The following is a 22,493-nucleotide window of genomic DNA, read 5'->3' on the forward strand; positions in this document are numbered from 1 at the left end:
TTACCCGACATACTGCGCGGCTTGATGAAACATTTCAATGGTGAAGTCGCTGAGCTTCAGCAACATCCATTTTCCACCAATGATCAATACCACCAACGTCATGACCAGACGCGGCAAAAAGCTGAGCGTCTGCTCATTGATTTGCGTGACCGCCTGAAAAATACTGACGCACAGGCCAATAAGCAGGCTGGGGATAATCGCCACCGCACAAACAATTAAGATCAGATAAATACCGCGAGAAACGATATCGGAAGCCAGATCGATCGTCATCATAGCTAAGTCGCCTGTATGCTGGCGGTGAGAGTGCCTACCGTTAATGCCCAGCCGTCACAGAGCACAAACAGCATTAGCTTAAACGGTAATGAGACAATCAGCGGTGATAGCATCATCATACCCATGGCCATCAAAACGCTGGCCACAATCATGTCGATAACCAAAAATGGGATATAAATCATAAACCCAATCTGGAAAGCGGTTTTTAGCTCACTGAGAACAAAAGCGGGAATGATAACCGACAGGCTCTGATCCTTTGGTTCGCCGGTAACTTTGGCAATATCCATGATTTGGCTTAAGGCTTTTTTACTGGTTTGAGCCAGCATAAAGGTCTTCAGTGGGGATTCGGCATTGCTCAGCGCTTGATTCAGGGTGATTTGATCGTTCTGAAATGGCTCAACCGCAGTGGTATACACCTGATCCCAAACCGGACGCATAATCAGCAGGGTTAATGCCAGAGCAATACCGGTTAGAATTTTATTCGGCGGGCTTTGTTGTAATCCCAGCGCCTGACGTAAGATGGCCAGCACAATAATAAAACGGGTAAAGCAGGTCATCATTAACAACATGATAGGCAACAGACCTAGCAGGGTCATTAAAATCAAAACCTGAATCTTTACGCTATATTCCTGACCGTTGGCCGTGGTGTTACTGCTAAATAGCGTTAGATCGCCTCCGGCAGCAAAGATTTTGCCAGAAAATAGCGCAGCCGCCAGTAAAAGCAGTAACAGCAGCCCGGTACGAAACCGGCCTGATAATAGCGTGTTTTTCCTATTCACACCGGCGAGCGTGCCAGAAGAGAGCGCTATCATAATGACAGATCACCTAAATTCTTATTGTTAAACTCAATGATGCGCAAACCGTATTTATCATTTAGTACCACCACTTCGGCTTTACCAAACTGAATACCGTTAACTTTAATATCCAACGGCTCTCCCGCGAGTTTATCCAGTTCGATAACGGAGTCACCGGTGATAGACATCAGTTCAGCCAATGAGATTTCGACCGAAGCCACTTCCAGCGTCATGGTGACCGGAATACGACTGAACAGTGACATATTGCGTTTTTTCTCCGCCTGCGCCAGCTCTTCTGCCGTTTGTCCTGCGGTGGCTAACAGCGCGTCACTGTCGGGGGACAGCATGTCATCGTCCAGATTAAAGTTAAAATCTAAATCGTTGTGATCGTCGTTGTTATCAATCATGTTTTGTCTCGTTGCTATTGTCGTTAAACTCAGAAAAGTATAATTTGCCCCGATCTTCGGCTATCACGGCGTTAAATAGCTGCTCTTTTCCGATTAACAGAGGGAAACGGTTAGGTAATGAAACCGGGATAATATCCCCGGCCGTTAGCGTCATTAATTCCGCCACGGTGAGCTGTGAGCATGACAGTCGGCCAACAAGGCGTACCGGCAAACAATTAATCATGCGTTCAAGCTGCTCGTTAGAGAGGTTTTCGCTCTCTTTACGATCTTGTTCATTAGGGCGGCGTAAGGTAGCCAGCAAGCGATCGACGTGCTGATTATCCAACAGAATATGGAACTGCCCCTGATCGTACCCTTCCAGCGAAAAGGTAATTTTGTAGGACCATTTATTGATAATGGTGGAGTAATCGTTTTTGATTTCCAGCTCATCACCAAAAATACCGGGGTGTAATACCAATGATGACAGCTCAAGCCCCAGCTTGTTTTTAAGGCGTTCTTCAGTTTTAGTGATCGGTGTTTGCAGATCGGGGTGGATCTGCACATTGTCTTTACCTAATCCATAATAGTCATTAAGAATGTTAAGTAATAACATCCGATCAATATCAAAAGCGATATTACCAAACGGAGTAGAAAAGATTTGAGCATATTTATGCTCTGAATCCATATGAAAAGTAATATCATCAAGCGCGACATTGACACGATACTTTTTCAAAAAGTACGTGCTAATTTTTGCATCTAATATATCGAAGTTGTTGGTGAATATTTTAGGAACCTTATGATACGGTCGTCCTAATTTATTAACTTCCAACTTCATTATCTGAGGCAAGTCATGAATGTGAAAAATTCTACTCTTTTGCCGTTTGCGTAACATCGTTTTATCCAATAAGGGTTGCAATATATTGTTTGCGTTCTTCTCATTTCTTCCTGAATTTTTAAACAGCGAAAACAGACTGAGAAAGGTGTCTGCTGCACTTTAAGCGTTATTTTTAGATATTTTTAAATAAAAGATAGAAGAATATTTAAGTTTTCACCACACTGTGTCGTTATCAATATTTAACGGCGGTAGTGAATGCAGATTCCTTCTCTTTTATTACATTCCTGCGTAACGCCCGATATTAAACTCTCTATTAAGTCCCCGATCAATAGCATGGGACTTATTAATCTATTATTAATCCTCGCAAAATAACCATTAAAAAAATATTAATTATATAATATTCAATGACTTATTATTTAATATTTAATTAATTGAATAAAATTTGAATACTATGGTTATAATTCTGCCAATTATGTGAATATTGATTGGCTTAACTGGCATTAAAAGTTTTTTTTAAAATGTTTACTTTTAGTTAAATAGAAAATATTTATATATATTCTATTTATTGTTGTTGCCTAGAGCTAAGTAATTTGGATTACAAACGGAATTGATTTGAGTCGGGTGAAATAAATTATGCATCTAAAATCAGCTATCTCAGTTAATGAGACAACTTTTGTTGCGAGCGCACCTTCAACGATTAGTCTGTTTTCTCTTGCCAAAAAAGTTGCAAAATATAATGTCCCAGTTTTAATTACTGGTGAGACAGGAACGGGTAAAGAGTGTATTGCTAAATATATTCATCACCACGCTTTTAAAGATAATGCAGCACCTTATATTGGTGTTAACTGTGCCGCTATTCCAGAAAGTATGCTGGAGGCCATGTTATTTGGTTATGAAAAAGGCGCATTTACCGGTGCAGTGAATAGTGTAGCCGGTAAATTTGAACAGGCGAATGGCGGTACCTTATTACTGGATGAAATTGGTGATATGCCACTTTCTCTACAGGCTAAGCTATTACGTGTATTACAGGAACAAGAAGTAGAACGCTTAGGTAGCCATAAAAGAATCCCGCTGAATATTCGTTTAATTGCTTCAACCAATAAGAGTTTGGAAACTGAAATCGAGGAAGGTCGTTTCCGGCAGGATCTCTTTTATCGCTTATCCGTTGTTCCCATCCATATCACGCCGTTACGTGAACGCAGTGAAGATATCCTGCCTCTGGCTAATCGTTTTATTCGTAAATATGGCATGTTCTCTGCGGGTGGTATTCATTTATCCGAAGAGGCACAGCACCAGCTACAGCGTTATGAATGGCCGGGAAACGTACGTGAGCTGGAGAATGTGATCCAACGCGGCATCATTATGAGTAATGACAGCGTTATTCAGGTCACCGATCTGGGATTGAAGATCAATGAGGAAATGCCAATAGAAAGTGATGCAGCTCCTCAAGTCATCGTGACCCAACTGAACGAACCGGCCAGACATCTTAAAGTGCGCGGTCGCATTGCAGAGTACCAATACATTGTTGATTTATTGAAACGACATAAGGGCAACAAATCAAAGACGGCACAGTTTCTGGGCATTACGCCACGAGCGCTGCGCTATCGTTTGGCGTCTATGCGTGAACAGGGCATCGATGTGGAATGCTTTTCATAAAATCAGTTTTACTACCGGCGTTGATTAAAGCGCCAAAGATTTGCTTTATATTTCACAAAGGAAATAACCAGAAATGGATAAAATAGATTCAGTGGGTATCCAACGCTCCCAGTTAAATATGATGCAGGAAATGCAGCGCATGTCGGCCATGTCCGGTGCCGAAATTCTGCCGGCTGCGAATGTCGGTAGCGCCAGTCAGACTCAGGGTGTGGCGTTTTCCCAGGTGTTTAACGGTGCCATCAATCATGTTGATGGTATGCAGCATAAAGCCAGTGAAATGCAGACTGCCATTGACATGGGTACCAGCGATAATCTGATGGAAACCATGGTTGAAAGTCAGAAAGCCGGGATTGCTTTTTCCGCGATGATGGAAGTTCGCAATAAGTTAACCCATGCACTTGATCAAGTGATGAATATCTCGTTGTAAGGCCATCAAAGTGCTAGAACAATTTAAACAGAAAATTACCTCATTAAGGCTCAGTAAGAATCAGGGCATGATGATTGGCATTGCCACCGCGGCTCTGATTACCGGAATTATCGTTTTCTCACTATGGCGCAGCACGCAAGGCTATGTGGCTTTATTTGGCGCTCAGGAAAATATTCCAGTTTCTCAGGTCGTAGAAGTCTTGGGCGGCGAGTCGATTAGTTACCGCATCGATCCGAACGGCGGTCAGATTTTGGTTCCTGAAAATAGTTTGGCGAAAGCGCGTATGGCATTAGCCGCTAAAGGAATCACCGTGATGGTGCCATCCGGCTATGAGCTGATGGATAAAGAGGCACTGCTTGGCAGCAGCCAGTTTATTCAGAACGTACGCTATAAACGGAGTCTGGAGGGAGAGCTAGCTCAGAGTATTATGGCGCTGGATTCCATTTCTCAGGCCAGAGTGCATTTGGGCATTAGCGAAGCCAGTTCCTTTGTGATTAATAATAAACCGGAGAATAGTGCTTCGGTTATCGTGCGTTTACGATATGGTCAGCATCTGAATGAAGAACAGATTGGTGCGATTATTCATTTAGTTTCTGGCAGCGTACCGGGCTTGAACCCGAGTAATGTACAGGTGATTGATCAGGACGGCGAACTGCTGTCGGGAAGCTATCAGTCCAATAATCCGGGGCTGGCCAGTATGAAGAGCCGCTCCGATATTTCAGGCCGTTTGCAGGCGGAAATTGAGAAAAACGTTGCCCATATTTTGGGGCCGTTGGTTGGCACCGGCAATTATCGGGTTAGCGTTATGCCGCAGCTTGATTTGAGTAAAATAAATGAAACTCAAGAGCGTTATATTGGTGATCCTCGGGTTAGCGATGAAAATGTTAATCAGGAAAATGCGTCTGATGATGCGGCACAGGGAATTCCTGGCGCATTGAGTAATCGACCGGCTAATCAAGCGAATAATAATGCTACTGCCTCGACTTCAATACGTAGCCAGTCGCAGCGTAAATATGCTTACGATCGTGATATTCGCAGCATCAATCATCCGGGCTTTAAGCTGGAGAAAATGACGGTCGCCATCATCCTGAATAAGGATGCGCCAGCCGTTGCCGGTTGGAATGATGAACAGATTGCTAAGCTCAATAAGCTGGTGGACGATGCAGCAGGTATCGATCGTCAACGCGGTGACTCGTTAACCCTGAGTATGATGGCATTTACAGCGCCATCGCCAATCGATGATGTGGCGTTGCCGTGGTGGCAGGATCCAAGCATTATTCGTTGGGCTGAGATGGGCGGCATTGGTTTGCTATCTCTGCTGTTCCTGTTCTTTGGTATGAATCCGTTAATTAAACGGTTAACCAGAAAAGAAGAGAATGTCCCGGCGTTAGCCGTTCGCCGAACAGGTGAAGACGGCGAAGAAGAAGATGATGAGTCAGAAAGCGGCAAAGGGCTTGAGCTACCGCGCGCAAGCTTCCAGGGTGAGGATAATCTCCCACCGCTGAGTTCTGGCCTGGAAACAAAAGTTGAATACTTACAGCTGTTAGCGCAGAGCGAAACGGACCGCGTAGCGGAAGTAATTAAACAGTGGATAAACAGTAATGACCGAAGCAACACAAACGCCAAGCAAGAGCAGTAAGTCTGCCAGCAGCGCCAACAACTCGCGTAATCGTCTGGAACAGGCGGCAATTCTGCTGTTGAGCGTGGGAGAAGAAGCTGCTGCTACGGTAATGAAAAAACTGACTCGTGAGGAAGTTATTCGACTGAGTGAAACCATGGCCAGACTGCACGGTATCAAGATCACTCAGGCCAGACAGGCGATGAATAGCTTTTTCCAGGACTACAGAGAACAGAGTGGTATCAATGGTGCCTCACGTTCCTATTTACAAAGTATTCTGGATAAAGCGCTGGGGGGCGAAATCGCTACCAGCGTGATTAACGGCATTTATGGCGATGAAATTCGCCATCGTATGGCACGCTTACAGTGGGTTGATACTCGCCAACTAGCGGCACTTATCGATCAGGAACATTTACAGCTTCAGGCGGTATTCCTGGCATTCTTACCGCCGGATGTGGCTGCGACCGTGCTGTCGTTTATCGAAGCGGAACGTCAGGATGAGATCCTGTATCGCATTGCTAAACTGGATGATGTTAACCGTGATGTGGTGGACGAACTGGATCGTTTGATTGAACGCGGCGTTGCCGTGCTGTCTGAACATGGTTCTAAAGTCAAAGGGATTAAACAGGCAGCGAATATCGTTAACCGTATTCCGAATAATCAGCAGCAGCTATTGGATCAACTGCGCGAGCGTGATGAAGCGGTGGTGGATGAATTGAAGGATGAAATGTATGAATTCTTTATCCTCAGTCGTCAGACCGAAGCCACCATTCAGCGGTTGTTAGATGAAATTCCAATGGAAGATTGGGCGGTGGCATTAAAAGGCACCGAGCCGGTACTGCGCCAATCCATCTACAACGTAATGCCAAAGCGTCAGGTTCAGCAATTACAGCTGAGTACCACCCGTTTGGGTCCGGTACCGGTCAGCCGTATTGATCAGGTGCGTAAAGATATTATGGCGACGGTACGTGAATTGGCTGAGGATGGTGAGATTCAAATTCAGCTGTTCTCGGAACAGACCATGGAGTGATGTGATGAGTGACGGTCGCGAAAAGCTCAATTTATTAACCCAGAAAAATAGCCGTAATGCGGGAAAGTACCGCGTGCATCAGTTTCCACCTCTGCGTAAGCGTTGGGAAGTTTCTCTTAATGAGTCCCAAACGCTGGAACCGGCTGAATATCAGCAACAGCTGATGAACGGTTTTCAGGAAGGATTGGATAAAGGATTTGAACAGGGTGTTAATCAGGGTAAAGAAGAAGGCTATCAGGAAGGATTACGCCTTGGCTTTGAAGAAGGGCTGAAAAAAGGCAACAAAGAAGGCTCTCTCGAAGGCCGGGCAATGTTTGAGCGAGCAGCCGATCCTCTGGATGGTATGGTTCAGCAGTTTCAGACATTTCTGGATAACTATGAAGTTCAGCGCCGTACCGAACTGCTACAGTTGGTGGATAAAGTCACTCGGCAGGTTATTCGCTGTGAACTGGCGTTACAACCAACGCAGCTGTTAGCGTTGGTTGAAGAAGCGCTGGCAGGGCTACCAGAACAACCGAAACAAATTCGGGTACACGTTAACCCGGAAGAGTTCTCCCGCTTGAACGATGCCGAACCGGAGAAAGTCCGCGAATGGGGACTCACGCCAGATGCCAATATGGAGCACGGCGAATGCCGAGTAGCGACCGATACCACGGAAATTGATGTGGGCTGTCAGCATCGGTTGGATCAATGCATTGATGTGTTAAAAGAGAATTTGTTGCCGCCGGAAGTTGAACGCGAAACGGGAACGGGAACGATCGATGACTGATTTCTCCTCTTTGGATAAGGCGCTCAAGTCAATTGAGAGTATTAATCTGGCTCGGGTGGCCGGGCGTCTGGTACGGGTAAACGGCATTCTGCTGGAATGTGTAGGATGTCGGCTGGCTATTGGCCAGCGTTGCCGTATTGAAGGGGCAGATCATACGTTAATCGATGCGCAGGTCGTTGGTTTTGACCGAGACGTTACCTTTTTAATGCCGTTTAAATCGCCGATGGGTTTAATTGCCGGAGCACGGGTTTTTCCCTGTGAAAAAGAGCAGGATATCCAGATTGGCGATAGCTGGTTGGGTAGGGTGGTCAATGGACTGGGGGAACCGATGGATAACAAAGGTAAACTCAGCGGTGATACCCCTCTGTCTCCTCAACCGACGCAAATTCATCCGTTGACCCGCCAACCGGTCATTGAACCGTTAGACGTGGGGGTTAAAGCGATTAATGGTTTGCTGACCATCGGTAAAGGTCAACGCGTTGGCCTGATGGCGGGTAGCGGCGTCGGAAAAAGCGTGTTGCTGGGTATGATTACTCGGCAGACTCAGGCTGAAGTGGTTATTGTTGGCTTAATTGGTGAGCGTGGCCGAGAAGTCAGAGAATTTATTGAGCACTCCCTGAAAGCTGAGGGCATGGCTAAATCCATTGTTATTGCCGCCCCAGCGGATGAGTCTCCGCTGATGCGTATCAAAGCAACTGAGCTTTGCCACACGATTGCTGCTTATTTTCGTGACAAAGGTAAGGATGTCTTGTTGTTGGTAGATTCCCTGACCCGCTATGCCATGGCTCAGCGGGAGATTGCCCTTTCCTTGGGGGAACCTCCAGCCACCAAAGGTTATCCGCCTTCAGCATTTGGTATTATTCCTAAGCTAGTGGAGAGTGCGGGTAACAGTGCCAGTAGCGGTTCAATGACCGCGATCTATACGGTATTGGCCGAGGGTGACGATCAGCAGGATCCGATTGTTGACTGCGCCCGTGCGGTACTGGATGGACATATTGTTCTGTCGCGTAAACTGGCTGAATCCGGGCACTATCCAGCGATTGATATTGGTCAGTCGATTAGCCGTTGTATGAGCCAGATTACCGATAAAGATCATCAGAAATCAGCCCGGACCATGAAGCAACTGTATGCCACCTATATGGGCATTAAACCACTTATCCCACTGGGAGGCTATGTGCCTGGTGCCGATCCTGACGCGGATCGCGCAGTAAACCTGCATCCGGCGATCAGTCGTTTTCTGTGTCAGGAAACCGATGAAGCTGCGCCGCTGGGGAGTGTGGTGGAACAGTTGGGGAATATTAGTCGGGGATAATCCTGTTTTTGGTTTTGCTCTTTTTACTCAGCGTCTGAAATTTATGCGTTATTAAATCAGGAAACCTTGCCTCATGGATCAAACCATCAAAACGCTGCAACTGCTAAAGCAACTACGTAGTCGAGCGGTGTCGGAATTGACCGGCCAGCTTTCCCAACAAAAGCAGCTTTGTCAGCGTTATCAGAACAATATTGATGCCCTGACTTCCCTGAATGACGATACCCAGGTTAAGCCGGGCGATTCACCGATACTGATGAATAATCAATCCCACTATAAAAATCATCTACGTTATTTGATTAACTGGCAGCAGCAGGAATTTGCCATGGCGGATAATCAGGCCAAAGTTTTACAGGAAAATTTGGTTAAAGAAGCCTGCCGTGAGAAAACCGTTGAGCTGGTGTTGGATGAGCAAAAATCGGATATTGCACTGGAAGAAGATCGTAAACAGCAGAAAGTGACTGATGCACTATCGGCACAGTGTTGGCTGCGCGGACGTTAACTGTTTCATATTCTCTAAGTCACTCGATGTTGCTGAGTGATGATCTTTCCTACTGGTTTTACCCGAGATATATTTATTAACCATATAAAAAAACAACGCTCAGCATAAGCTGAGCGTTGTCGGTTGATTGCGATAAGTTGGGGTTACCAGCTGTATTTCACGCCAATCTGGCCTGATACATCACGCTGCTCGCCAGCGGAAAACTGTTTACCTACGTTACCCCAGATACCGAAGCCTTTATTTAGCGCAACTTCAGCACCCACTTTTGCCTCATAGACGTTCTTGGCACTATTGAGTTTCATCGTACTGTTGTTAAAGGCAATACTATTATCACCTGCCTGATGCCACCAGTTAGTTTCCACAAATGGCTGAATGCTAACTGTAGATTGAGTCACTGGGCGTATGTAGGTACGCGCACCCAAACGGGTAGTGACATCCTGTGAATCTTTAGTTGTGACTAGGGTGCCGTTCTTTTCACGGTGTTTATCAGCGTCAAAGCTGGTGTAGATAACTTGAGCCTGAGGTTCGATAAACCAAGCGTAATTTTCGCCACGAGCCGCTTCGAAGGCATAGCCAGCCTCAACGGAAGCACTGAAGGTTTTGCTGTCATACTCCTCTGTTGCCAGCCCATCACCTTTCACACTGTTGTTATAGCGGCCAAATTGTAGCCAGGTATCAATATAGGCACCGGTAGGTTGGCTGGCGCTCTGATACCAAGTACCGTAGAGTCCGGCACTATAACCATCCACGTCACCTTTGGCTTTGTAGCTCAGTACGTTAGAGTTAACGTCGGTTTTTGCGTGGCCGATACCCGCCATCACACCTAAATGGTAGCGGCTATCACCGTTGCTCCAGCGCGCCAGATCACCGCCCAACTGCAGAATATCGGTGGTGGTATCGACATCGATCTGTTTTGAGCCGGTATCCGCGGTGAAGTCATTACGCTGTACGCGCAACCAGACTGAGCCCGGGGTACCTTCTGAAGTACGCTGTGCTTCACTGAAATCCAGCTCACCTAAACGCTGATGCAGGGTATGACGGAACATATTGGTCGCTGCAAGCTGGTTACCCAGGTAAGCGCCGATCTCTGGACGGTAAAGGCTGGATGGTCGCACCGGCGGGCGTACTTTTTCCGGTACCACGGACCCAGGTATTTCAGTTTCGCCAGTCTCCGGTTTTTCAGGCTCGGTAGGCTTCGGTGGGACGATAACCGGTGCAGGCACTTCAGAACGCAGGTACCAGTTACCATCATTTGCCGTACTTTTTCCACCCTGAAATAACAGGTACTCATTAGTACCTGCGACTACACGCTCAGCGAGTGAGAATACACCATCAGAAGCGCCATTCACTTGAATGACCTGAATGCCGTCATTATGGGTGAAGTCACCGGTACCGCCGTTGTTATTGACCTGTAGGTAAGTATGACCAGATGTGTTGCCGTTAACGATCACTTTATCAGTCAATGAGTCATCGCTGCTTAACTGAGTTCTGATTCTTAGGGTGCCATTATCTGACAGATAATCACCATTAACAGTTAATGTATTAAACGTATTATCCAAACCGGTAAACATAATAGAACTGCGCGAGTTATTTAAATTGCTGATGTTGGAGTCACCGGCTAGCATCCATAAAGAACCATCCAGTAGCGTCACATTGCTGGTACCATCCGCAGCAGTGCGTACCGAACCATTTAGCTGGCTGCCATTTTCAAATAGAATATTTAACTTGCTGTTTGACAAAATATCCAGTGCAAGACCGCTCTCACTTACGCCAACTAACGAACTGGCATTGCGAACATCAATATCTGCTTCACCGTCTATAATTGCGCCAATACCGTTGTAAGAAATGATATGACTGTCGTCAAGCAGCGATAGCTGGTATTTGGTTGCTCCAGTATTGCCGCTATTGGGACCCATTAAGACAAATCCTGCTGCTTCCGCTCCGTGAGTACTAATTTTACTTCCTATTAGCGTCATCGGCAGGGCATTCTTAACGACCAAACCATGGGCAAGATCACCGTAGGTGGAAATGTTACTCTGCTGTAAGTCTATATTTGCATCATTGAGGGCATAAACGCCATAAGCGCTAACGCCGAAGGTATTGATGTTGGTTTTGTTCGCATGGATGGTACCGTTAGTGTCGGCGGCGAGTCCATAAGCGGTAGTGCCCAGAGTATATATTGCATCATTGTCGAGAGCGATATGACCACTGCGAGCGTATGCACCTATGCCACCAGGCATCTGGGTTGTAATTTGTGTCGCAGCGGTGTCAGAAAGATTAATCTGGCTGTTAGCCCCGTTAGCGTAGAGGCCATACCCGTTTGTGAGCATTGAACCGCCATTAATATATACGATGCCGCCAGCGTTAGCTTGAGCACCAACTTGGGCTTCAATTCTGGTATTACCAGCGACGATCTGAGAACCCGCAAATAGGCTAGATAACCCGGCCCCCGATGTTTTGATGGTACTATCAGTGATATTCAGTTGTCCCTGGCTGACAGCGTATACACCATATGCTGAGGTTCCCGTGCTTTCGATTTCACTGTTGGTGATATTTACCGTAGCACCAGCATATACGGCTTGTGCACCAGCAGCAGATGCGCCTGTCGCGATTAGCTTTGCGCCATTGACATTAACTTGACTCTGATCCCCTGATGCGACAACGGCATGTCTGTTGGTGCCCGAACTCTGGTAGAGACCACCAATGATATTTATTGCACCACCAGCGCTGGCGTATGCGGCAGAACTACCGTTACTGGTTGCCGATACGTTGGTAGCGTTCATAATGGTATTGGCTCCGCTAGCCTGTAGCGCAGAGTTTGTCGATGCTATACCAGAAGACGTCACGGTTGCTGATTCAATCGTACAGCTGTTACCTGCACTCACGGTAACGGGGCCGGTGCCGGTACAGGTATTGGTGGCTGCGCTGGCAGTAAAAGGCAGCATTAATAATAATGAGGCCGTTATCATACCATTTGATTGTACTGATTTTTTTCCGGATCTTGTCAGTTCAGACACAGCGATCCAAGATTGCAACGTGGTGTTCCAGACTAATGAATATATCTTGTTCATACTTTAACTACCTTAAATAAAAATAAAAAATATAGAAAAGTTGTTTATGTTTGGTTTGGTAACAAATAAGCTTTTTTATTTGTTTGGAATTTTTAAATCATAATTTTAAATCCTCTGGATAAATCATGATGAAATAATTCTGTTTTAGGTTAATTTGAATTAACCTATTTATTTGAAATTTATTTATATTGGCTTGAGGCTATGTATTACATTGAATCTTTTCGTTGTAATATATTGGCATGATAAGCTCAGCCCTTATGGTGTAACCTTTATTACCAGACTTGGTAATGAAGTCATAAGGTACTCCTGTTGTAATTAGCTTAAGTTTCAATAGATTAATTACCTGCCATAACCGTGGTGAAGAAGACTTTAGATTAAAGTTATCCCAAACATGGACTAAAATATCATTGTTTGATATCAGTTTGTTATCGGCATTCTCCAGCAAGTAAACCAATAGTCTCATCATGGTGCCTTTTAATTTAACTGTCCTGATTAACCTTTCGTTATGAGAGGCGGTTAAGTTCATTAAAATGTTATGATGAATATCTAAAAGTACATCTTTCCCGATATAATAACCGGAGGCTTTCTTTTCCATTTTATCCGTATAAACCATTTATTTATTTTAGATGACTTCAGGGCTAAATATTCTTATGAAGATTCATCGCTAATTTACACATGTATATAAAAACTATCAAACATGCAAAAACATAAACATAAAAATGTGTTTTTATTTCCTGCTTGATATTTAATTTTGTATATAAAAATTATTGAGAGTAAACATTCAATAAGATACTTAGGCTCCTTTCTGGTGTGGCTGTGTTTTCACTACAAAATAAATAAGAATTAAACGCTAAACTTTTACTTATGAAAGAGTATAAATCTATATAATCATCATTCTTTAGCTCCATATTTAACTTGTTTGGCTGTTTTCTGTTCTAATGCTATGACTAGTAAACAGTTATATGTGTATTTTCTTGCTTTCTTCATTATCAACATCATTTATGCTGACGAAGAGAAGTAAGAGGGGGAGTATGCGTTATTTGCATCTTCCCCGACCTGACTGACAAACTGCTTACTGCCTGTCGGGATGCAATAAGATTAAGCTGCCAGTGCGCTTCTGGGTAGTGAACTTTGCTTAAGTAAGGAATAAAAAGAGTGGCGGGCTGAGGGATAATATTAATGCAGAGTAAGAGGTAAGTAGAATGGCGTATGTTTATCGCCGCTGAAAAAATCTTAATAAGATAAAATAACCTATCCACTGTGTCTTAATGACATTATTGATCTAGACTTAAATATCTTAACTGAATCTTAATCGTAAAATTGTTTTTACGTAAGTGGCTGTTAAATGGAAAAATCTTATCTAATTAATAATACAATTCTGTTTTATCCAGAACGTTCATTACTGGTTTCGCGTGATGACAGCAGTTCTGCTGTGACACTCAATATGCCTGCTAGCATGTGTTTTTTGTTATTGATCGAACGTCAAAATGGGGTGGTGACGCAGCGAGAGTTCTTTAAAGAAGTATGGGAAAACCACGGTAGCTATGTCACAGCCAATACCTTTTACCAGAATATTTCAATATTGAGGAAGGGGTTAAAGGCAGTCGGATTGCAGGAGGAATTGATAAAAACCGTACCAAAAATAGGGCTTACGCTATCAAAATCTGTCTCAGTCGTTGCGTATGAAGGCGGTCATGATACGCATGTGGCTGAGCCTGTTTCAACTGTAGAGTCTGTAGTTTCATCACCAATGTTGCCTCAGAGCAATATGATTGTTGGCCGGCGATTTCTTTGGTTATTAACGTGTTGTGCGGTATTCATCTTTTTCGGGTTATCTTGGTGGTCGTACTCAAGCTATATCGGTGAGGGTGAATATTTTTCCGATTATCAATATCTGGATAAGATAGGCGATTGTACTTTTTATGCCCGGGGGAAAAACACCAATAATTACATCACGTTTATTCAAGAGAATAAGGTAACCTGCCCACCAGGCCACTTTTCTTATCTGACAATATATCGGACTACGCCAAGAGTATCGGTGATAACTTGTGACAAAGCTATCTCTACTCACGGGGTCTATTGCGAGTCTAAATATTATATGAAGGCAGAAGATGATAACTAAACGGCAGGCTCTTACTCTCATTCTGGTGATAATGCTGGTGTTATCACCGTTGTTACCTAAAGCATATTATTGGTATCAGAACGACCATTTCTCTTGCGAAAGTAACCTCCAAGTGCTGTATAAAAATAATTTATTGAATGTTGTTTTGCATTACTCTTTCGAGGGAGGGGATGGGGAATTAGAAGTGACGGGAAATTTATCTGAGTCTGGGAAGGTCGCTGCCAATATTAATCGGAAAATTAATTTTTCATATCAACATGAAAATAACGTTTTTACCTTTTCGTCAAAAGAATCGTTTGATAATAATCCCCGGTTGGTTGAGCTATTAAGGCCTTTAGTACTGGATTTCTTCTTGCGAAAAGATACGGGGTATAAGATAAAGATCCATCGACTTAAAACGGGCGATTATATTTTTGAAAGTAATAACATACCGAACTATTACTGTTCGAAATCCTAAGCAGATGACTGATAGATATGAACGGCGGAGGCGGTAAATAAGCTTATGTCATCGTTAGTAAAATGACGATAAGCTTTTTTAGCCATGTAGCGGTAAACATGTTTAATGACCTATCAATCGGGAAACTATTTTTCCCTCATCAGATTAACGCTGATAAATCGGATCCGGTTCATGACCTAAAATGGTATTCACAATATCCTGTTGCATGGTCAGGATATGGGCATTGCGCTCGTTTAGCTCTTTACATTCCCGTACTCGTAGCTCCAAATCATCCCATAGCGCTTTGGCTTGAATATGATGGGTGGCCGGTAGGCGAGAAAACAAAAAGCGCATTCCTTCCGCATGAGGTGGGATGCACAGGTTTTTTAAGGTAGCCATACGTTTTCGAGTTGATTCAGCAAGCAGGTTATAAATAGTAGTCATATGCTGATTCAGTTCGTCGATCGCATCCGTTTTGCGTTCGATGATCATCGTATGTTGCTGCTTAAGCAGGTGAATAAGCTTGATATAGTACTTCCGATCGCTTTGGATCTCGGACAGTAGCTCCTTCACCTGCTCCTGTAATGTTTTCACTTAGGTTATCCCCGATAATATTTTTGTATTGCCGCAGCCAGTTCATCCGCGTCAATATTGATTTTGCCATCCTGAATAGCGGCTTTGATCTCGGCAACTTTCTGCAAATCAACTTCTGGCATACTGGCCAGCTCTTTTTGAGCTACCTTAACGGTTTCTGATAACGCTTCGTTAGCCTGTGATGCCACATTGCGTTTCTGAGCCGTTTCTGCGGTCGGCTGAGCCTTTTGATTCTGCGCTGTTGTCAAATGCTGGTGATTCATTTGAGTATGGGTGATTTTCATAACTCTTCCTCTGGCGTTTTTTCGCATAGTTTTGACCACGTGTTGCATTAAATGTTGTGAACATTTGCCTGGACATTGGCAACCCGAAAAATTTCACTTCATGTATATGCAACGTAACGCGCTTATTAATTATTTAAGCATGGCATAGTGCATAAAGCACTATACGTTTTGTTTCGGCTGTGGGTGATGTCCTCGCACCTGTTAGGTGTCGTTATCACTAGTCGCATGCCTTGCGTCGCACATATGAATCGAAACTATTTGGTGGAAGCCCCCCATATTTAAGGAAGATTTCCTTCATACTTTAGTTAAGCGACACGCCGTATTAAAAACTTTAATCCATCTTTACTCTTTTTCACCAAACTGATGGATTAATGGTTTTGATGCAAAATTATCAGATAATATTTTCACCTGATACAAACGGCCAAAATTCCGATTACTGCCCGGGTGCATACAGCATTCTGACTACGCCCATACCATCAACCACTGCGGTGACCACTTTCTTACTGCTAAGATTTTTGACTTTTATCATGTCGCCTTTACGGCCATTTTTCATTGCTTCGCCCATGGTACGCGCTTCAATACCGTCTTGAGAGGCAATCATAATAACCCGCTGACCGCGATTAACCAGTACAGGCTGTTCAAGCTGAGAAGGAATAATGGGCTGCAAGGGACGAATTCGGCGCTTGACCGTTAGGCCTACCGCTTCATCAGGGTTACTAATAAACCCATTGCGTGAGCTGCTGATATTGCGCTTTTTCATCTCAATATCTCCCGCGGTAATTTTTTCTCCGCGTTCGATAGTGTTTTTAGCCACCAGTACAGGCAGATAAATATCAGGCTTGACGGTAACGGCGACTTCCCATCCACTGCCATCTTCACAGCGAATATCGTAGCGAAGACGCGACAGCTCCATCTTGTTACCGGCCGGTGAAGAGGCTTTGAGCGGTGTCCGACACGCTTTATTACGACTCACATCGTTAGGAATGAAGACGTTAACTTTGCTGTTATATCCCTTCCAGCCTTTACGTTTGGCTATTTGAGCAATATCCGAACCCGCTTGTTCAACCGCGAGTGCGTAAACCTGTTTACGCGCTGAGTTGGATGATGGTGCGGCGCTGGCGGATGAAGCCATAGCGACAATATATAGCACCAGACTGAAGGTGATAAAAGTGGAAAACAGGAAGCGGTTTGCGCTGTCTGCTTTCTTCCTTTTAGGGAGGAAGCAGGCCTTCCCCTTTAATGATGGCATATCCATAAAACTCCTACTATTCACGCAGTTAAAAATGTGGCACGCATCTTGCTTAATGTATGCCTGTCCGTTGCAATAAATAACATCTACAGGAAGTTTCTTATGGGTATAAGTTTTGATAAAGCGTTGGGAGTTCATCCGTCGGCATTACAGCTTCGTCTTGCGAGGGCCGAGTTGCTGTCTGCGAATTTAGCCAATGTGGATACGCCCAACTTTCAGGCTAAAGATATAAATTTTGCGGCCGAAATGCAACGTACAAAATTTTCAACCGGCATGCACCGATCGCCAGAAACGATGTATCGCGTGCCGACCCAGCCGTCGAAAGATGGTAATACGGTTGCATTAAACGTTGAGCAGGCTGCTTTTTCTGAAAACAGTCTGGATTATCAAACCAGTTTAACTTTTCTCAATATGAAATTGAGTGGGTTAAAAAAAGCGATTGAAGGGAAATAAAGATGTCCTTTTCCTCGATTTATCGAGTATCCGGCTCGGCCATGACGGCTCAGACTATTCGTCTTAATACCATCGCCAGTAACTTGGCCAACGCCGAATCACCCGCTGCATCTGAAGGTGCAGTTTATAAAGCGCGCCGTCCGGTATTTTCTGCCATTTACCAAAGCAGTGAATTAATGGCTAACCGGGCATCTGCGGGTGCCAGCGTTCAGGTCACTGATGTAGTGGAAACGGGTGGGGCGGTACAACGTTACGAGCCCGGTCACCCGATGGCCAACCAAAAAGGGTATGTGTATTACCCGGACATCAGCGTTGTGGAAGAAATGGCCGACATGATGTCGGCATCACGTAGTTTTGAAACCAATGTTGAAGTCTTGAATAACGTGAAAAGTATGCAGCAAAGTTTGCTGAAACTAGGAGAGGGATAATGTCGATCAACGTCGATAATACACGAAATTATAGCGGTTCAGGTAACGATCCCGGCGTGCAAAAGAACGACGGTGGCGATCTGAATAGCCTGTTTATGACGCTGTTAGTCGCCCAAATTCAGAATCAGGATCCATTGAATCCGACCGATGGTACTGAATATGTCAGCCAACTGGCGCAAATGACTCAGGTTCAATCAATGGAGACTATGTCTCAATTGATGAAGAACAATTCAGTCCTGATGGATAACCTTCAGGTGTTGTCTACCGCAGGTCTGGTAGGGCAATCCGTTATGGTGCAGACCGACAAAGTTCAGTTGGAAGATCAGCCGATTAACGGACGTATCACGCTAGGGCAGAGTGCCAATACGGTTAACATTATTGTTAAAGATTCAGCCGGAGTGGAACGCAAAGTTGAACTGGGGAAACAGGCTTCAGGACAGGTTGAGTTCACCATTGATCCGAAAGAGCTGGGTCTGGCCCCGGGCGAATATTCTCTGAGCGTTGTCACTGACGTAGGGGAAAAGAAAGTTCCGCTGGAAGTTGCCGGTACGGTTAACAACGTACGTATTCCGCTTGAGGGTGGTTCTGCATTGGTTAACGTTTCAGGACTGGGAGAAGTTCCTTTCTATAACGTCAGTCAGTTCGGCCCTAACGGCAAAACATCACCAGATAGTTCAAAACAAGGAGTTTAACGTTAAATGAGCTTTAATATTGCAAACAGTGGGCTGAATGCCGTCACTGAACAAATGAATTCAATCAGTAACAACATCGCTAACTCAGGTACCGTCGGCTATAAATCTTCACGTGCCGAGTTTTCCTCGATTTATGCTCAGTCTCAACCACTGGGTGTGTCCGTTAGCGGTGTAACGCAAAGTATTACCCGCGGTGGTGATATTACTGCCGGAACTAATCCACTGGATTTAGCTATCAGCGGTAATGGCTTTTTTGTGGTACACGATTCTTCCGGTGCTACCAGCTATACCCGTGCTGGCTATTTTGGCTTTGATAAAGAAGGCTATATCGTTAACAACACCGGTATGAAAATTCAGGGTTTCCCGGTTGATGGTAGCGGCAATTTACAGGTTGGTACCGTTTCCGATCTGCAAATCAGTACCGGTTCTATTCCGGCAAAAGCCACTGATAGCCTGAACTTTACCGCGAACTTTGATGCACAGGCTAAAGAACCGGTGAAGTCGCCTTTTGACCCGGCAGATAAAGATTCCTATAACCATTCTTATACGACTCAGGTTTTCGACTCTCTGGGACGTGAACACACCATGACTCAGTATATTGTTAAAACCAATGAAAATGAGTGGCAGGTTCATTACAGCGTTGACGGGACTTCTGTCGGTTCGCCGGTAGACATTAAGTTCGATCAGAATGGTGCGATGCTGGAGCCACTAGGCAATGTGATGGTTGATTGCCCGATTGCTGGTGCCCAGGATCTGAATATTGCCGTTAACTACGGTGGCAGCAGCCAGTATGGCTCAGGTTTCAGCGTTTCTAACAATTCCAGTTCTGGTTATGCTTCTGCAGAACGTACCGGTGTACAGGTTGATAAAGACGGTACTATTTATGCAACCTACAGCAACGGTGAACGTATGCTGCAAGGGCAGTTGGTATTAGCTAACTTTACCAATCCTAACGGTTTGTCACCAAGTAATGGTACTAGCTGGACTCAAACATCCGCTTCCGGTAACCCAGTACTGGGAACTCCAGGCAGTGGTTTATTGGGTGCAGTTCAGTCCTATGCGCTGGAAGGCTCTAATGTGAATCTGACGGCGGAGCTGGTCAATCTAATGACAGCACAGCGTAACTATCAGGCGAACACTAAAGTGATTTCAACCAATGACAGCATGATGCAGTCGCTGTTCCAGGCACTTTAACGAGTAAGTTATGGATCCATTAATTTATACCGCAGTGAGCGGCGCTAATCGTACGCTATCTCAGCAGCAGATTAGTGCGAATAACTTGGCGAATGCCAATACTCAAGGGTTTCGTGCCGATCTGGAGCAGGCGAACAGCCGTCAGGTCACCGGAACCGGTTTTGATACTCGCTATTTAGTGCAAGGGCAGAACGGCGGCGTTGATATGACGCCGGGTTCTATCCATCAAACCGGTCGTGAACTGGATGTGGCGATTCAAGGCAATGGCCTGATTGCATTACAAAATGGTGGTCGTGAGGTTTATACCCGTAACGGCGCCATTGAGATCGATCCGGATGGCAACTTAACTGTGGGTGGTTTGCCGGTATTAGGTGATGGTGGACCGATTGTCCTGCCTCCGTACTCTTCTGTCGCTATCGGGCGTGATGGCACCATTACCATTACGCCGGATGATGGTGATATGTCCGCTGCGATGGACGTTGATCGGATCAAACTGGTGGATATTCCAGCCAATCAACTGAACAAAAACGAGACCGGGCTGTTGATTTCCAACAACCGTGCCGCTGCGCGCAGTGAAATGGTGCAGGTAGTGGGTAAGCATCTGGAGAGTAGCAACGTGTCAGCCATTACCGAAATGGTGTCTACCGTTTCGCTCAATCGTCAGTTTGAAGCACAAATCAAGATGATGAAGGCCGCGGAAGAGTTGGCTCAGGCCGGTAATAAACTGTTGCGTAATAGCTAAATATCGGGTGATGGCGTTTCAGATTAAGAGAAACGTAACGGTCACCATAGATTAAGGAAAGTAGATATGAATCCTGCATTATGGATTAGTAAAACAGGTTTGGCAGCGCAAGATGCCAAAATGAGCGCTATCTCCAATAACCTGGCCAACGTGAATACCACCGGCTTTAAACGGGATCGCGTGATTTTTGAAGACCTGTTTTATCAAACGGCTCGGGCACCCGGTACCCAAATGGATCAGCTTAATGTTGCGCCATCAGGTATCCAATATGGTAGCGGCGTTAATATCATTGGTACCCAGAAGCAGTTTACCGTCGGTAGCATTCAAACCACTTCACAAAATCTTGATGTGGCAATCACCGGTCAGGGTTTTTTCCAGGTGGAAACGCCGGATGGCGATATGGCCTATACCCGTGCGGGGAACCTACAGGTTAATGCTGACGGGACTATTGTTACCGCTCAAGGCTTACCGATTGTTCCTCAAATCGATCTGCCGCCGAATACCTCGTCAATCACCATCGGTACTGACGGTACGGTTTCTGCCATTGTGGCCGGTGATACCGATCCGGCTGAACTCGGGCAGATTACGCTGGTGAACTTTATTAATCCGGCCGGTTTGCAGGCGATTGGCGGCAATATGTACAAAGAAACTGCCGCCAGCGGTGAAGCTACTGAAGGAGTGCCGGGTGAAGAGGCATTTGGTCAGTTGAAACAGGGTGCCTTAGAAGGTTCCAACGTTCAGGTGGTTGAAGAAATGGTGGATATGATCACCGTACAACGCGCCTATGAGATGAACGCCAAAATGGTGTCAGCATCGGACGATATGTTGAAGTTTATTACTCAGACGCTGTAATCCTGTGGATTTAACATATGGCGTACTGAGGTACGCCTTCCCTTACGGAAACAATGCTGTCGTTAATATGATGAAAAAAATAGTTTTTTTACTGTGTGGTCTACCTCTGTTACTGGTTCTTGCTGGCTGTGAAAGCCCGGCAATGTTGGTGAAGAAAGACGATGCAGAATTTGCACCACCAGAGAATTTCTCCACCCAGTTACCGCCGGTGAGCGGTGGTGGGCTCTATCAGACCGGTTATAACTGGACGCTGATGCAGGATCGTCGCGCCTATCGCGTTGGCGATATTCTGACGGTGAAACTGGATGAGTCGACTCAGTCCAGCAAGCAGGCCAAAACCAATTTTGGCAAGAAAAACGATGTCACTATCGGTGCACCTGAAGTATTCGGTAAGACATTCGATAAGTTAAGTGGCTCGGTATCCGGTGACCGTAACTTTGGTGGTAATGGCGCCAGCCAACAACAGAATATGTTGCGTGGCTCAATCTCCGTAGCAGTGCATCGGGTGATGCCCAATGGCGTGTTAGAGATTCGCGGTGAGAAGTGGCTTACCTTGAATCAGGGTGATGAATATATGCGCGTTACCGGGCTGGTCAGGGCCGAAGACGTGGAGCGGGATAATTCTATTTCATCGCAGCGTATTGCCAATGCCCGTATTTCTTACGCCGGGCGTGGGGCGCTTAGCGACGCGAATGCCGCTGGATGGTTCACTCGTTTCTTTAACCATCCGCTGTTCCCGATTTGATTATTTATCTGACTAAACAGAAAACAGGTACA

24 protein-coding genes are annotated in these 22,493 nt (G+C 45.2%); 15 read left to right on the top strand and 9 right to left on the bottom strand.

Annotated features, from left to right (window positions below):
* From fliQ to EL341_RS03765, 4 genes are read right to left on the bottom strand one after another with little or no spacing between them, the layout of a single operon-like run.
* Positions 1-273: a flagellar biosynthesis protein FliQ gene (gene fliQ, locus EL341_RS03750; RefSeq protein WP_047780110.1), complete on the bottom strand. Its 273-nt coding sequence runs from the start codon at positions 271-273 to the stop codon at positions 1-3.
* A gap of 2 nt (positions 274-275) precedes the next feature.
* The gene (gene fliP, locus EL341_RS03755; protein WP_083399608.1) at positions 276-1,085 is read right to left on the bottom strand and encodes a flagellar type III secretion system pore protein FliP; all 810 of its coding nucleotides are present in this window, start codon (positions 1,083-1,085) and stop codon (positions 276-278) included.
* Positions 1,082-1,474, bottom strand: a complete 393-nt coding sequence (fliN, locus tag EL341_RS03760) for a flagellar motor switch protein FliN (RefSeq protein ID WP_047780111.1) — start codon at positions 1,472-1,474, stop codon at positions 1,082-1,084. The genes fliP and fliN overlap by 4 nt, the downstream gene beginning before the upstream one ends.
* On the bottom strand, positions 1,467-2,345 hold the full coding sequence (locus EL341_RS03765) for a FliM/FliN family flagellar motor switch protein (protein ID WP_047780112.1): 879 nt from the start codon (positions 2,343-2,345) through the stop codon (positions 1,467-1,469). The genes fliN and EL341_RS03765 overlap by 8 nt, the downstream gene beginning before the upstream one ends.
* Positions 2,346-2,921: 576 nt before the next feature.
* On the opposite strand from EL341_RS03765, the gene EL341_RS03770 reads away from it, so the two are divergent.
* From EL341_RS03770 to fliJ, 7 genes are all read left to right on the top strand, one after another.
* Entirely contained in the window at positions 2,922-3,944 is a 1,023-nt protein-coding gene (locus EL341_RS03770; RefSeq protein ID WP_047780113.1) for a sigma-54 interaction domain-containing protein, read from the top strand.
* Between the two features lie 73 nt (positions 3,945-4,017).
* Positions 4,018-4,371 carry a flagellar hook-basal body complex protein FliE gene (locus EL341_RS03775; RefSeq protein WP_047780114.1) on the top strand — a complete coding sequence of 118 codons (354 nt, stop codon included), beginning with the start codon at positions 4,018-4,020 and terminating at the stop codon, positions 4,369-4,371.
* Between the two features lie 10 nt (positions 4,372-4,381).
* A complete protein-coding gene (fliF, locus tag EL341_RS03780; RefSeq protein WP_074820116.1) occupies positions 4,382-6,010 on the top strand; it encodes a flagellar basal-body MS-ring/collar protein FliF in 1,629 nt (542 codons plus the stop codon).
* On the top strand, positions 5,973-7,019 hold the full coding sequence (locus EL341_RS03785) for a flagellar motor switch protein FliG (RefSeq protein ID WP_047780116.1): 1,047 nt from the start codon (positions 5,973-5,975) through the stop codon (positions 7,017-7,019). The genes fliF and EL341_RS03785 overlap by 38 nt, the downstream gene beginning before the upstream one ends.
* Before the next feature lie 4 nt (positions 7,020-7,023).
* The gene (fliH, locus tag EL341_RS03790) at positions 7,024-7,788 is read left to right on the top strand and encodes a flagellar assembly protein FliH (RefSeq protein ID WP_047780117.1); all 765 of its coding nucleotides are present in this window, start codon (positions 7,024-7,026) and stop codon (positions 7,786-7,788) included.
* Complete coding sequence (gene fliI, locus EL341_RS03795) at positions 7,781-9,100, top strand: flagellar protein export ATPase FliI (RefSeq protein ID WP_114986267.1); 1,320 nt, start codon at positions 7,781-7,783, stop codon at positions 9,098-9,100. Before fliH ends, fliI begins: the two co-directional genes overlap by 8 nt.
* 73 nt (positions 9,101-9,173) lie before the next feature.
* Positions 9,174-9,599, top strand: coding sequence for a flagellar export protein FliJ (gene fliJ, locus EL341_RS03800; RefSeq protein WP_047780119.1), 426 nt, complete (start codon positions 9,174-9,176; stop codon positions 9,597-9,599).
* 143 nt (positions 9,600-9,742) lie between these two features.
* On the opposite strand, the gene EL341_RS03805 is transcribed toward fliJ, so the two are convergent.
* A complete protein-coding gene (locus EL341_RS03805; RefSeq protein ID WP_126467047.1) occupies positions 9,743-12,670 on the bottom strand; it encodes an autotransporter outer membrane beta-barrel domain-containing protein in 2,928 nt (975 codons plus the stop codon).
* A 199-nt stretch (positions 12,671-12,869) separates the two neighbouring features.
* Positions 12,870-13,265: a winged helix-turn-helix domain-containing protein gene (locus EL341_RS03810; protein ID WP_164720436.1), complete on the bottom strand. Its 396-nt coding sequence runs from the start codon at positions 13,263-13,265 to the stop codon at positions 12,870-12,872.
* A 750-nt stretch (positions 13,266-14,015) separates the two neighbouring features.
* Between EL341_RS03810 and EL341_RS03815 the strand changes: the two genes are divergently transcribed.
* Entirely contained in the window at positions 14,016-14,792 is a 777-nt protein-coding gene (locus EL341_RS03815) for a winged helix-turn-helix domain-containing protein (protein WP_047780122.1), read from the top strand.
* A 601-nt stretch (positions 14,793-15,393) separates the two neighbouring features.
* Here EL341_RS03815 and flgN read toward each other — a convergent pair.
* From flgN to flgA, 3 genes are all read right to left on the bottom strand, one after another.
* The gene (gene flgN / locus EL341_RS03820; protein WP_047780124.1) at positions 15,394-15,822 is read right to left on the bottom strand and encodes a flagellar protein FlgN; all 429 of its coding nucleotides are present in this window, start codon (positions 15,820-15,822) and stop codon (positions 15,394-15,396) included.
* A gap of 5 nt (positions 15,823-15,827) precedes the next feature.
* Positions 15,828-16,106, bottom strand: a complete 279-nt coding sequence (gene flgM, locus EL341_RS03825) for a flagellar biosynthesis anti-sigma factor FlgM (protein WP_047780125.1) — start codon at positions 16,104-16,106, stop codon at positions 15,828-15,830.
* Positions 16,107-16,539: 433 nt separating this feature from the next.
* Positions 16,540-17,355 carry a flagellar basal body P-ring formation chaperone FlgA gene (flgA, locus tag EL341_RS03830; protein WP_114987476.1) on the bottom strand — a complete coding sequence of 272 codons (816 nt, stop codon included), beginning with the start codon at positions 17,353-17,355 and terminating at the stop codon, positions 16,540-16,542.
* A 102-nt stretch (positions 17,356-17,457) separates the two neighbouring features.
* Here flgA and EL341_RS03835 point away from each other — a divergent pair, with 102 nt between their 5' ends.
* From EL341_RS03835 to flgH, 7 genes are all read left to right on the top strand, one after another.
* Complete coding sequence (locus EL341_RS03835; protein ID WP_047780126.1) at positions 17,458-17,808, top strand: flagellar basal body protein; 351 nt, start codon at positions 17,458-17,460, stop codon at positions 17,806-17,808.
* Between the two features lie 2 nt (positions 17,809-17,810).
* Positions 17,811-18,236 carry a flagellar basal body rod protein FlgC gene (flgC, locus tag EL341_RS03840; RefSeq protein ID WP_047780127.1) on the top strand — a complete coding sequence of 142 codons (426 nt, stop codon included), beginning with the start codon at positions 17,811-17,813 and terminating at the stop codon, positions 18,234-18,236.
* Complete coding sequence (gene flgD / locus EL341_RS03845; protein WP_047780128.1) at positions 18,236-18,928, top strand: flagellar hook assembly protein FlgD; 693 nt, start codon at positions 18,236-18,238, stop codon at positions 18,926-18,928. Before flgC ends, flgD begins: the two co-directional genes overlap by 1 nt.
* 6 nt (positions 18,929-18,934) lie before the next feature.
* Positions 18,935-20,122 carry a flagellar hook protein FlgE gene (gene flgE, locus EL341_RS03850; protein WP_047780129.1) on the top strand — a complete coding sequence of 396 codons (1,188 nt, stop codon included), beginning with the start codon at positions 18,935-18,937 and terminating at the stop codon, positions 20,120-20,122.
* A gap of 10 nt (positions 20,123-20,132) precedes the next feature.
* Positions 20,133-20,864, top strand: coding sequence for a flagellar basal-body rod protein FlgF (gene flgF, locus EL341_RS03855; RefSeq protein WP_047780130.1), 732 nt, complete (start codon positions 20,133-20,135; stop codon positions 20,862-20,864).
* Between the two features lie 66 nt (positions 20,865-20,930).
* Positions 20,931-21,716: a flagellar basal-body rod protein FlgG gene (flgG, locus tag EL341_RS03860; protein ID WP_047780131.1), complete on the top strand. Its 786-nt coding sequence runs from the start codon at positions 20,931-20,933 to the stop codon at positions 21,714-21,716.
* A 70-nt stretch (positions 21,717-21,786) separates the two neighbouring features.
* Entirely contained in the window at positions 21,787-22,461 is a 675-nt protein-coding gene (gene flgH / locus EL341_RS03865; protein WP_074820595.1) for a flagellar basal body L-ring protein FlgH, read from the top strand.
* Positions 22,462-22,493: the final 32 nt, after the last annotated feature.

Origin of the sequence: Pragia fontium (assembly GCF_900638655.1) — a bacterium.
GTDB lineage: Bacteria > Pseudomonadota > Gammaproteobacteria > Enterobacterales > Enterobacteriaceae > Pragia > Pragia fontium.